At 33.0% G+C, this 12238-nt stretch carries 15 protein-coding genes; 7 read left to right on the top strand and 8 right to left on the bottom strand.

Going from position 1 to position 12238, the window contains the following annotated elements:
• Positions 1-110 precede the first annotated feature (110 nt).
• The 4 genes from can to FND99_RS09790 form a co-directional block, all read right to left on the bottom strand.
• Positions 111-746, bottom strand: a complete 636-nt coding sequence (gene can, locus FND99_RS09805) for a carbonate dehydratase (protein WP_144337811.1) — start codon at positions 744-746, stop codon at positions 111-113.
• 122 nt (positions 747-868) lie between these two features.
• A complete protein-coding gene (locus FND99_RS09800) occupies positions 869-2518 on the bottom strand; it encodes a SulP family inorganic anion transporter (RefSeq protein ID WP_144337810.1) in 1650 nt (549 codons plus the stop codon).
• An 80-nt stretch (positions 2519-2598) separates the two neighbouring features.
• Positions 2599-2883: a hypothetical protein gene (locus tag FND99_RS09795; RefSeq protein ID WP_144337809.1), complete on the bottom strand. Its 285-nt coding sequence runs from the start codon at positions 2881-2883 to the stop codon at positions 2599-2601.
• Positions 2884-3016: 133 nt separating this feature from the next.
• Positions 3017-3496 carry a Dps family protein gene (locus tag FND99_RS09790; RefSeq protein ID WP_144337808.1) on the bottom strand — a complete coding sequence of 160 codons (480 nt, stop codon included), beginning with the start codon at positions 3494-3496 and terminating at the stop codon, positions 3017-3019.
• A gap of 107 nt (positions 3497-3603) precedes the next feature.
• On the opposite strand from FND99_RS09790, the gene FND99_RS09785 reads away from it, so the two are divergent.
• Complete coding sequence (locus FND99_RS09785; protein WP_144337807.1) at positions 3604-4548, top strand: LysR substrate-binding domain-containing protein; 945 nt, start codon at positions 3604-3606, stop codon at positions 4546-4548.
• Between the two features lie 29 nt (positions 4549-4577).
• Here the strand turns inward: FND99_RS09785 and FND99_RS20295 are convergent, their stop codons facing one another.
• On the bottom strand, positions 4578-4775 hold the full coding sequence (locus FND99_RS20295; protein WP_144337806.1) for a hypothetical protein: 198 nt from the start codon (positions 4773-4775) through the stop codon (positions 4578-4580).
• Between the two features lie 165 nt (positions 4776-4940).
• Positions 4941-5606, bottom strand: a complete 666-nt coding sequence (gene mnmD, locus FND99_RS09775; RefSeq protein ID WP_144337805.1) for a tRNA (5-methylaminomethyl-2-thiouridine)(34)-methyltransferase MnmD — start codon at positions 5604-5606, stop codon at positions 4941-4943.
• A 312-nt stretch (positions 5607-5918) separates the two neighbouring features.
• Between mnmD and FND99_RS09770 the strand changes: the two genes are divergently transcribed.
• On the top strand, positions 5919-6989 hold the full coding sequence (locus FND99_RS09770) for a branched-chain amino acid aminotransferase (RefSeq protein ID WP_144337804.1): 1071 nt from the start codon (positions 5919-5921) through the stop codon (positions 6987-6989).
• Between the two features lie 444 nt (positions 6990-7433).
• Here FND99_RS09770 and FND99_RS09765 read toward each other — a convergent pair whose 3' ends face one another.
• The gene (locus FND99_RS09765; protein WP_144337803.1) at positions 7434-7814 is read right to left on the bottom strand and encodes a pyrophosphohydrolase domain-containing protein; all 381 of its coding nucleotides are present in this window, start codon (positions 7812-7814) and stop codon (positions 7434-7436) included.
• A gap of 80 nt (positions 7815-7894) precedes the next feature.
• Here FND99_RS09765 and FND99_RS20290 point away from each other — a divergent pair, with 80 nt between their 5' ends.
• The 5 genes from FND99_RS20290 to FND99_RS09740 all read left to right on the top strand — a co-directional run bounded on the left by FND99_RS20290 (position 7895) and on the right by FND99_RS09740 (position 11006).
• Complete coding sequence (locus FND99_RS20290; RefSeq protein WP_144337802.1) at positions 7895-8083, top strand: hypothetical protein; 189 nt, start codon at positions 7895-7897, stop codon at positions 8081-8083.
• Positions 8084-8256: 173 nt separating this feature from the next.
• Positions 8257-9477, top strand: coding sequence for an SRPBCC family protein (locus tag FND99_RS09755; RefSeq protein WP_144337801.1), 1221 nt, complete (start codon positions 8257-8259; stop codon positions 9475-9477).
• A 58-nt stretch (positions 9478-9535) separates the two neighbouring features.
• Positions 9536-10078, top strand: a complete 543-nt coding sequence (locus tag FND99_RS09750; protein WP_144337800.1) for an RNA polymerase sigma factor — start codon at positions 9536-9538, stop codon at positions 10076-10078.
• Between the two features lie 33 nt (positions 10079-10111).
• Positions 10112-10528: a hypothetical protein gene (locus tag FND99_RS09745; RefSeq protein WP_144337799.1), complete on the top strand. Its 417-nt coding sequence runs from the start codon at positions 10112-10114 to the stop codon at positions 10526-10528.
• Positions 10529-10544: 16 nt separating this feature from the next.
• Complete coding sequence (locus tag FND99_RS09740; RefSeq protein ID WP_144337798.1) at positions 10545-11006, top strand: sensor of ECF-type sigma factor; 462 nt, start codon at positions 10545-10547, stop codon at positions 11004-11006.
• A gap of 87 nt (positions 11007-11093) precedes the next feature.
• On the opposite strand, the gene FND99_RS09735 is transcribed toward FND99_RS09740, so the two are convergent.
• A complete protein-coding gene (locus FND99_RS09735) occupies positions 11094-12155 on the bottom strand; it encodes a WD40/YVTN/BNR-like repeat-containing protein (RefSeq protein ID WP_144337797.1) in 1062 nt (353 codons plus the stop codon).
• Positions 12156-12238 lie beyond the last annotated feature (83 nt).

The following is a 12238-nucleotide window of genomic DNA, read 5'->3' as shown; positions in this document are numbered from 1 at the left end:
CCAGATATCCTGACTTTGAAACCCAACAATGCTTCCGTCAGCATTTAATGAAAATCTTGACGAAAACGAATAAAAAAAATCGCCCTTTTGAGGCGATTTTTTATTTTTTATTATAAATCCAACTGATAAACGTCATCAAGTTCATCGTTTGAACTGATCGTCACATTCAAGTCGGTAACAAAACCAGAATTTAGTCCGTAAACCCAGCCATGAAGCATAAGGTCTTGTCCGTTTTTCCAAGCGCCTTGAACGATTGAAGTTTTAGCTAAATTGTAAACTTGCTCTTTAGCATTAATTTCAACAAAAGCATTGAAACGTTCTGTTTCGTCTTCGATCGAATTCAAATATTTATCGTGCAGACGGTATTCATCTTTAATATGACGAATCCAGTTATCGATAATCCCAACTGATTGGTTGCCCATCGCCGCTTTTACACCACCACATCCATAATGTCCGCAAACAATAATATGTTTAATTTTCAAAACATTTACTGCGTAATCCAAAACACTCAGCATGTTCATATCAGAGTGAACAACCATATTTGCAATGTTACGGTGTACAAAAACTTCTCCAGGTTTTGCACCAACAATTTCGTTTGCAGGAACACGGCTGTCAGAACATCCAATCCATAATAATGGCGGCTGTTGCCCTTTTGCCAAATCAGCAAAATAATTTGGGTCTTTTGCTAACGAAGTTTCGACCCACTTTTTATTGTTTTCTAATAACTGCTTATAAAATTCTTTCATTTTTTTTTATTTTTTGAATTGTATTTCGAGTGCCTAACTGCACAAAAAAAGAACTTATGTAAAGTTACCTAAATTTTGACATTTACTGCGTAATAGAAATACTTTAATTTAATTTATTTGTTTTAAAACTCTTCTTTTGATGTTTCTCTTTTGACCAAAGCTCGTTTAGCAACATCATAATAATGCTCAATTGTTACATGATTATTATTTTCTGGCGTATTTTCAAGTTCATACGCTTCTTTAAAACCTTTAAGTTTTACTTTGATATTTTCGTCAATGGCTCGCGTTTCTTTAAACTCGCGTATCAAATCCAGAACATCATGAGCAATATATTCGGTATCATGCGCATTGATCACCACTTTAGAGTTTTCTGGAATCTCATTTAAAGTCTGCTTGATTGCGGCTTTATTCAAGAAAGAAACTTCTTGAGCTAAATCAATATGGATAATATCTCCGTCTTCATATTGTTCTTTTTTGAAAATATACGCTCTTTTTAGGTTTCCTCTCAAAACAAAAATAATACTGATGATAATTCCTAACGCAACACCTTTCAGCAAATCTGTAGCAACAACAAAGACTAAAGTTGCTATAAAAGGCACAAATTGATATTTGCCCTTTTCCCAGAAATGCATGAAAGTTGCTGGTTTTGCCAATTTGTATCCAACCAAAATTAAAACGGTCGCCAAAGTAGCCAATGGAATCTTATTCAGGATTGCCGGAATCGCCAATACACTGATCAATAAAAGTACGCCATGAATGATAGTGGACATTTTAGATTTTGCACCCGCATTATTATTTGCAGATGATCGAACTACCACTGATGTCATTGGCAAACCTCCTAAAAGTGAACTTATTATATTACCAATACCTTGCGCTCTAAGCTCAACATTAGTATCGGTATAACCTTTTTGAACATCCATTCTATCTGAAGCTTCGATACATAATAATGTCTCGATAGAAGCTACAATAGCAATTGTAAGTCCTACAACCCAAACTTGCGGATTTGTAATGGCGCTGAAATTTGGCATAATCAAAATCGATTTAAAATCGTCAAAAGATTTTGGAACCGGCAAAGAAACCAAATGCTCTTTTGCAATTGCCAATGAACTTCCTGAAGAAACGAAAACTTCATTTAGCACAACCCCAGCAATAACCGCGACAAGTGCGCCCGGAACTAATTTCAAGCGCTTTAAAAAAGGCACTTTGTCCCAAGCAAGCAAAATTGCCAGTGAAACCGCCGAAATTACAATAGCTCCTATTTGAATATGATTGATAACATTGAATAAAAACGAAAACGAGTTGCTTCCGTCATTCTGAATAAAAGCTTGATCGCCTTCAAAATCAGCATCATAACCAAAAGCATGTGGTAATTGTTTTAAAATGATGATGATACCAATACCAGCCAACATTCCTTCAATAACATTGGTAGGAAAATAATTTGATATACTTCCGGCTTTTAAAAATCCCAATGCTAATTGAATTATTCCTGCGATGAAAACAGACAGCAAAAACACATCAAAAGCACCAAAATCAGTAATAGCGGTTAAAATAATTGCTGTTAAACCTGCAGCTGGACCCGAAACACTAATATGGGACTGGCTTAAATAACCCACCACGATACCACCTACAACACCTGCAATAATTCCAGAAAATAACGGCGCTCCAGAAGCCATTGCAATACCTAAACACAATGGAAGAGCCACCAAGAAAACCACCAAACCTGAAGCAAAATCAGATTTTAGGTTGGCAAAAAGATTGATTTTTTTTGTCATAACACAATACTAAAAAAATTATTCATTAAAGATTGACCGCATTTATGCAAATGCAGTTCAGTTCAAAATAATCGGAAGTATTATGCCAAGTTGGGTGGTGGAGCAAAAATGCTCGGAGAAATATTCTCTAATTTTACAATGTTTTCAGACGCTATTGTCTTTTTTTCAATATAAACAGGAATTATAACTTCATGCTGAAGTATTGCTGGATAAACAGCAGCTTTAAGTTCTTTGTGTGAATGCTCCTCTTCAGAAAAACTGAAAAACATAGACGTATCGTTACTTTTCTTTAACAGCGTCACCACAGTTGGTGTTGCTAGAAAAGCAATAAATATGAATAATAATATGCGAGCGACTAGTTTCATTACAGCAAAAATAGCGTTAAACAGATAAAATCAAAGCGCGAAGCATTTTTTTTTTATAGAAATTTAACAAAAACAAAAAACAGAATAGTCAAAAGAGGCTATTCTGTTTTTTAATTGATTCAAAAACAATAAATTACAAAGTTTCTTCAAGCCATGCATTCATCATCCAGATTGTTTTTTCTTGCTCTGCGATAAAGTCACTCATCATAGAATTTGTTCCTTCGTCGTTAATTTCAGCAGATTTATTTAGGATTTCTCTTTCAATTTTTAACAGATCAGACAACGAGTGAACAATCAGCTGAACTGCCTTTTCATCGTTTGAAATATTTTTTCCTACTGTCAATTTATTGTTCTTAATATAGTCTTCAAAAGTATGTAAAGGTGTACCGCCAATTGTCAAAACTCTTTCGGCGATCATATCTATTTTAAGCTGTGAATCGGTATAAAGTTCTTCAAATTTTACATGAAGATCAAAGAAACGCTTTCCGCGAATGTTCCAATGAATTCCTCTTAAATTTTGATAATATACCTGAAAATTTGAAAGCAATATATTCAATTCTTTTACTATCAATTCTGATTCTTTAACGGGTAATCCTAAAATATTTGTTTTCATAATCTAATTTTTTACACTAATTTACTACAAAATTAAAGTAAGTTTCATAAAATTTATATAAATAAAAATTATATTTTCTTATTTTTGCATCAAAAATTACTATCAATATGACTATAACTCAATTGCAATATGTGTTAGCAGTTGCCGAACACAAAAATTTTACTCTTGCAGCCGAAAAATGTTTTGTTACGCAGCCAACTTTAAGCATGCAGATTCAAAAAATTGAAGAAGAACTCAATATTTTAATTTTTGACCGAAGCAAAAAACCGATTCAGCTAACCGATATTGGGCAAAAAATTGTCAACCAGGCAAAAAATATTGTAAATGAGGCCGACCGAATTAAAGATATTGTAGAACAACAAAAAGGTTTTATTGGCGGCGAATTTCGTTTAGGGATTATTCCGACGATTATGCCAACACTTTTGCCGATGTTCTTAAATAATTTCATTAAAAAATATCCGAAAGTCAAACTTTTAATCGAAGAGCTAAATACAGATGAAATCATTTTAAAGTTAAAAAATGGTCATCTTGACGCTGCAATTGCCGCAACTCCTCTTGAAGATGAAAAAATCAAAGAAATAGTTTTATATTTTGAGCCTTTTGTAGCTTACATTCCGGAACATCATGCAAGTTTTCAAAAAGAAGAAATTGAAGTTGCCGACTTAAACTTGAACGAGATTTTGCTTTTGCAGGACGGTCACTGTTTTAGAGACGGAATTTTAAACCTTTGCAAAAATGGTACTGACATCGATCAAAATAATTTCCAGATTCAAAGCGGCAGTTTTGAAACCTTGATAAAATTAGCCGATGAAGGCCTTGGCACAACATTACTTCCGTACTTGCATACCTTAGATTTAAAAGATTCCGATAAGTTGAAGCTCCGTAATTTCAAGGAGCCAAAGCCTGCTCGTGAGGTAAGTTTAATTTACCCTAAAAGCGAATTAAAAATGCAAATCATAGACGCTATCAGATCAACAATCGCCGGTGTCGTAAAAGGAGCAATTGTTTTCCAGAATGTTCAAATCATTAGTCCACTGCAAAAAAAGCAATAATAAAAAAGGAGCCAATTTGGCTCCTTTTTTTATACTTTAATCAGTAGTAGACTTTCTTCTAATTCCGGTTTCTCAATTATGAAATTTAATAACCATTCTTTCAATTGTTCCATTTCATAAGGTAATAGTGTTTTGATAGCTTTTTCTAACTCTTTGCAGAAAAGTACCGGGTCGAAACTAACTCTCTCGAGTATTGATTTCGTGTAATCAAACATCATTTTTGACATAATAAAATAAGATTTTTGGGGGTTATCTAATTTTTAAACTCGCACCAAATTTAAACAAATATCACATATAAAGATCATTTTTAACTTATTTTTTTCAAAACTATAACTACGAATACGTTTTCTTAGTACACATAAATCAATATAGAATTATTCTAAATAACTTAATCAGACCTTTTTAAAAGCTCTAAACATCTCGCGTTTCCCCGGCGGACCGGCCAATTTTTCAACAGTAAATCCCACAGAAATCATACTTCTTTTAACAACTCCGCGAGCAGCATATGTTACTAAAACGCCATTCGGTTTTAAACTATTGTACATTTTTTGGAAAATTTCCGTGCTCCATAATTCAGGTTGCACTCTATATCCAAAGGCGTCAAAGTAAATCAAATCAAAAGTTTCAAAATCGTCGATTTCGTCAAAAAATTGTTTTCTTTTGGTTAACGAGAATGCGCTGCTAAGTTCGGCTTTCTGATCCCATTCGCATTTATGCATTTTCTCAAAAATGTTATTAAATTCCAATGCGTCTAATTCGGCAACATAATTCATTGCCAAAACCTCTTCAGCATTTACTGGATACGCTTCTACTCCAACATAATCAATAGTTTGCTGTTTTTTTTCCGATTCTAAAAAAGTTATGAAAGCGTTAAGACCGGTTCCAAAACCGATTTCCAAAATAGCGACGGGTTTGTCTTCAAATAAATCAAGTCCATTTTTTATAAAAACGTGTTTTGCTTCCTGTATTGCACCATGTTTTGAATGATAACTTTCGTTCCATTCTTCTAAATGAATTGTCGTTGAGCCATCTAGCGTTTTAATTATTTCTCTTTTCACGATTTTCGAATTTTTCAATAGCGTTTGACTGATTTCCAGTCGGTTTTAATCATCAAATTTACTCAAAACAAATGCGTAAAGCCTTAAAAAATCGCACTTTTTTCATAAATTCTTTATAAAACTCTGCCAAAATTTTCGGTTTATTATAAGATAAATAAATCTCAGTCAAACACAGCAATTAATGAGGTTTTACCAAGAAAATTACATATTTTTCCGTAATTTTGCATTCAACAAAAACCTATTCTTCATCAGATCATTACGTTATATTTTCGTCTGTTAAGAATTCTATTTAGATAAAAAAATTATATCATTATGAGTACAACTCAAACAAGCAAAATTGAAATCAGAAAGGCAACTTCGTCTAAAATAAGCGGAGTAGACTTCGAAAACTTAAGCTTTGGTGCTGTATTTACAGACCATTTATTTGAATGTGATTACAAAAATGGACAATGGCAGACTCCGGTCATTAAGCCTTATGCTCCTATTTTGATGGATCCTTCTTCAAAAGTCTTTCATTATGGACAAGCTATTTTTGAAGGAATGAAAGCTTATAAAGATGAAAATAATGATGTTTGGTTGTTTAGACCTGATGAAAACTACAAACGTTTCAATAATTCGGCTGTTCGTATGGCTATGCCAGAAGTTCCAGAAGATATTTTCATGGAAGGTTTAAATGAATTATTGAAAATCGATCAAGAATGGATTCAGAGAGGAAACGGTGCAAGTATGTACATTCGTCCTTTTATGATTGCTACAGGACCTGGCGTTATCGCTAATCCATCTGACGAATATAAATTTATGATTTTGCTTTCACCTGCAAAAGCATATTATGGAGGCGAAGTAAAAGTTATTATTGCTGAACATTATAGTAGAGCTGCAAATGGTGGAATTGGTGCTGCAAAAGCGGCTGGAAACTACGCTGCTCAGTTTTACCCAACTAACTTGGCAAACAAAGATGGTTTCCAACAAGTTATTTGGACTGATGATGCAACGCATACAAAATTAGAAGAAGCGGGAACAATGAACGTTTTCTTCAGAATCAACGATACTTTATTGACTGCTCCAACTAGCGAAAGAATTTTAGATGGTATTACTAGAAAAAGTTTGATTGCAATGGCAGAAAAAGAAGGTCTTAAAGTAGAAGTTCGCCCTGTGATTGTTTCAGAATTAGTTGAAGCTGCTAAAAACGGATCTTTAAAAGAAATCTTCGGAGCTGGAACTGCTGCAGTTATCAGTGTTATTAAAGGATTCTCATATAAAGATGAGTATTATGAATTGACTCCAATTGAGAATTCATATGCTTCATTCTTAAAAGAAAAACTCACAAGTCTTCAAAATAAACTTTCTGAAGATACTTACGGATGGACGGTTAAGGTTCAATAATTTCGTAATTAGTCAAATATAAAAACCCGATAGATTTAAAATTCTGTCGGGTTTTTTATTTTACTTTATTATTGACTTTTGCTTCAGAAAACAGTAAGATCAACTCAATCTTGTCATTTCGACTGAAAGGAGAAATCACACAAGTAACTCGCCAAAGATTGACGATTTTGATTGCGGAATTCCTTGTGTGATTTCTCCTTTCAGTCGAAATGACAAACGTAAAACAAACCCGACAGGTTTTAAAAACCTGTCGGGTTTTATATTTTTATGCTTTCTTTTTTTTAACACATAGAAACATAGATTTAAAACATTTGCAAAGAATACAAAAAGAAACATGTTTCTAACACATAGCTATGTGAATTAATACAAGTGAAACGCCTTTTTTTAACACAGTCAAGAACTATGTTCCTATGTGTTTAAATATCTAAGTACAGAACTTCGTTTTTATAGCAATTTCGAGAAATCAGGCTTGAAATAATTTGGGCCTTTCATCACTTTTCCATCTTCACGGTAAATCGGTTGGCCGTCTTCTCCTAATTTACTCATATTACTGCGTTGGATTTCATCAAAAACAGCTTCAATTTTATCTTGAAGTCCATGTTCAATAATTGTTCCGCACAAAATGTACATCATATCACCAAGCGCATCAGCAATTTCAACAATATCATTATTTTGAACAGCTTCTAGGTATTCTTCATTTTCTTCTTTCATCAAATTATAACGAAGCATTTTTTTAGTTGCACCTAAATCGGCTTTTGGAGTCTCGCTGTGACCTATTTTAAAAGCAGTATGAAATTGCGTAACGGCATCTAGTTGTTTCTTCATGTTTTTAGTTGATTAAATGAACTGCAAATTAGCAACAAATCGTGTACAATTCTCTAAATTTGTCAAAAATAATTTTTACTATGTTTAGTCAAGGACAATTAATATTCGCAGTCTGTTTTTTTATTGCTTTTGTAATCGTTATGATTTTTGCTTATCGAAAAGATCTAGCTCTTCATAAAATATTTTACAAAGGAAATTACAAAGTCTTGATTGTCTTTCTGCTTTTTATTGCTATTTTGTTTGCAATTAAATTTTTCTTCAAAAGATAATTTAGAAAAGATAAATAAATACTGAGCGCTTACAATTAAACTGAGTGAAAATCGTTTTATTTGAATATTTTTTGATCAGAATAATTTATAAAACGTATTTTTATCGTGACGCTATTTTTAGCAACACCAGTAATAAAAATTTATAACTTTACGACACCAAACAATCTACCCAAATGAAGATTCTAAAATATTTATTTCTATTATTATTACTAAGCTTAGTTGCTCTTACCGTTTTTGTAGCTACCCAGAAAGGAATTTTTTCTGTAGAAAGAAGCAAGGTGATCAATTCGCCAAAAGCGACGGTATATAATTACGTAAATGATTTTAGAAATTATGAAGATTTTGAATCTTGGGCGCTCGAAGATTCTTCGATAAACTTTACTTTCCCAAATAAAACAGCAGGAAACGGCGCTTCTTTTTACTGGACAGGAACCGAAGGAGCCGGAAACTCTGTTACTCTAAAAACTAAAGACGGAGAGAGCATTCAGCAAAAAATGAAATACGACGGTACTGAAGCCGATGTCAACTGGACTTTCAAAGATACTTTGGCAGGAAAAACAAAAGTTACTTGGAAAGCAAAAGGAACTATGAGCTTTTTGTTTAAAATTTACACCGCACTAAATGGAGGTTCTGACAAGGTTATTGGGACAATCTACGAAAAAAGCCTTGCCAATATTGACAAAAATCTTAATTACGAAACTAAAACGTATAATATAAAAGTAAACGGCGTTGTTCAGAAAACTGAAATGTCGTATATCAAACAGACTTTTACAAGTGAAATTTCGAAAATAAATAAAAACGCTAGAATTGTTATTCCAAAGCTTATCAAGTTCAGCGAAACCAATGCATTAGAAGCGAATGGAAAACCATTTATTATTTATCATACATATGACACCGCAACCGGATTAGCTAAAATTTCAATTTGTTTGCCAATAAACAAAGAGATTTCTATAACCTCTGGAAGCGATATATTGTCCGGCAAAATGAATGCTTTTGAAGCTGTAAAAACAACTTTGACAGGTGATTATTCTCATACTACTGAAGCAATTGCAAAAACAACAGCATATATCAACAATCAAAAAATAATGCCAGACTTAAGCTGGTCACATCTTGAAATTTTAGAAGTGAGCAAATTAGACACAAAAAGTCCGTCTAAATTAGTAACTGAAATCTATTTCCCAACAAAACCTAAAGTAGTTCCAGTTAGCACAACTCCGGCAGTTAATAATGAACCTCAAATTGACCCAGCAGCTACCACAACGGAATCAGATCCTGCGGCTTCGAACCCAGCTACAACGGTGCCTGTTGTAAAAAAACCGGTAAAACCAAAGCCAGTGGCTCCAAAACCTGCGGCGACACCTCCACCAGCAAAACCTGAAGAAGACGAATTCTAAAATAAAGATCCTTAGACCTTTAGCTTAAAATTCATTCTAATAAGATAAATAGACAAGTTTGACAGACGAGAAGGAATTTATACAAGAATTATTAAATCCTAAAACGCAAAATACAGCGTTTCAAAAACTCTTGTCTGATTATCAAAAACCATTGTATTCTCATATCAGAAACATAGTTTTAGATCATGAGGATGCAAACGATGTTTTGCAGAATACTTTTGTAAAAGTCTTTCAGTATTTAAAAAATTTTAAAGGCGAAAGCAAGCTTTTCTCCTGGATGTACCGTATTGCAACAAATGAGGCTTTGACTTTTTTAAATCAGAAGGCAAAATTAAACGGACTCACATCTGAAGCTTTACAAACAAAAACGATAGAAAATTTAAAATCTGATGTTTATTTTGATGGAGATGAAATTCAAATCAAACTCCAGAAAGCCATTGTTACTTTGCCTGAAAAACAGCAATTAGTCTTTAAAATGAAATATTTTGAAGAATTAAAATACGAAGAAATCGCAGAGATTCTAGGAACTTCAGTTGGTGCTTTAAAAGCATCTTACCATCATGCGGTGAAAAAAATCGAAATATATGTTACATCAAATTAAACCTTTTGTAAAAAATACTATCTTATAGACATTATGAAAGCATTTAAATTAGAAAACGAACCGAAAATCAAATCTGGATTTACAACTCCAGAGCATTATTTTGATGATTTTTCGGCAAAAGTTTTACAGCAGATTAACAACGAAAAAGAAGTAAAAGTACTACCTCTTTATAAACGTAAAAATGTAATTTCGATTGCTGCGGCCGCGGTAATTGTTTTTGCCTTGATGATTCCTATCGTAAACAATTATAACGCAACTTCTAAAGAACTTGACGAAGCAACTTTGGAAACGTATTTATCGTATCAGTCAAATTTGAATCAATATGACCTGATTCAGAATTTAGACACAACAGATCTTCAAAAACTTAATAAAAATGTAGCCATTGAAGACGAAACGCTAGAAGATATTTTAGCATCAAACCCAAATATTGAACACTTAATTACTGAATAGAAACAACACTGAGAAGATGAAAATCAAAAACATCCTGCCGATACTTTTATTCCTGGTAAGTTTTTCTTTTTATGCCCAAGGAAAAACAGATGAAAAACGTGAAAAGATCAAAGCTTACAAAGTTTCTTTTTTAACAACTGAATTAGAATTGACTCCAACTGAAGCTGAGAAATTCTGGCCTATTTACAATGCTTACGATGACAAACAATTTGAATTGAGGCATCAAAAAATGAAAGCTTTTTTAGAACGTTTAAATGATGACAACATCAATTCAATTTCTGAAAAAGAAGCAGCTGTGTTGATCGCACAAATGGAAAGCACAGATAAAGAATTATATCTTTTGAGAGAAAAATACAATTCAAACCTAAAAAAGATACTTTCGGCAAAGAAAATATTAAAGCTTAAAAAATGCGAGGACGACTTTAATCGAAAATTGCTAAAACAATATCGAGATAAAGCCGCTGCCGGAAAAGATTAAAACATAAGTACAACAGCGACAAACCCCCTATATAATAATACTTACTTTATTATTTAGGGGGTTTGTTATTTTTAAAAATGTTGTTCGCTATATAAAAGTGATTCGGATCAACTTATTATATCCAGCTGCAATAGCGGTGTTTTTATTAATGAATCGAATTGTAAAAAGCTTATTATCATCAGACAATTGTTTCCAAGTTGCACCGCCATCTTGAGAATACTGGATCCCTGCTGAACCAACACAAACCAACTCTCTCGCATTGCTTCCAGGTACATACTGAATGCATGAAGCATAACCAAAACCTTGATTTTGGCCTATTAATTCCCAAGTTTTTCCACCGTCTTTGGTGTAAATTTTATTATCAGAATTTTTCTCTGGAAATTCATAATCACCTCCAGCGGCAAATCCGCGTTTTTCATCATAAAAATCGGCTGTAAAAATACCGGTCATTTCTTTGCCTTGCATAATTGGCGTATCGACAACTTTCCAAGTTTTTGCTTTATCAGGAGAATAAAAAACCCTAGATTTCTTTCCGCCAGAAACCAACCATGTATCATTTCCTTTAATAATTATATTGGTGTTGCTTGCCGCAAAAGCTGCTTCGCCCTGTGTATTTGTAGGCAGTTTATCAGACAGTAATTTTGTCCAAGTTTCACCCCCGTCGCGTGTAACAATTATAGAAAAAGTATCTTCTGTAGGATCTCCAATAGCAATTCCTTCCTTATCATTCCAAAACTGCATACTGTCGTAAAATACTTTGGCATTTACTTCTTTATAAACCAGTTTTACTTTCTTAGTTTTTTTATCAACCTGATACAAAAGAGCTGGATTTGCAACACTTAATAAGAATATGCTTTTTGCATTTTGAGCAATACTTCTGAATTCTAAATTTAGCGTATCACGATAAATATGATCTTCAAACTTTTCTCTTTTTTCTAAATCAAAGTATCCAAAGCGCGAATTATCAGCGCCATACCATACTTTATTATTATCAATTGCAATCGCCCTAATGCTAATTTTATCTTGAAATAAAACTTCGGTCTGCATTGAAACGAAGCCTCCATTGATTGGTGCTTTATCATTATTTTTCGATGCTTTAAAGGACACCAGTAAAACAAATAAACTAAAAAGTAATATTATTTTTCTCATGTAGGTTAAGATTTAGTTGTCGCTAAAATACAATTATTTATAACATATAAAATAGGTTTTGTTTTTTTTGATAATAAAATTTT

Source organism: Flavobacterium daemonense, assembly GCF_007341385.1.
Taxonomy (GTDB): domain Bacteria; phylum Bacteroidota; class Bacteroidia; order Flavobacteriales; family Flavobacteriaceae; genus Flavobacterium; species Flavobacterium daemonense.
This window is presented reverse-complemented; position numbering and strand designations above follow the sequence as displayed.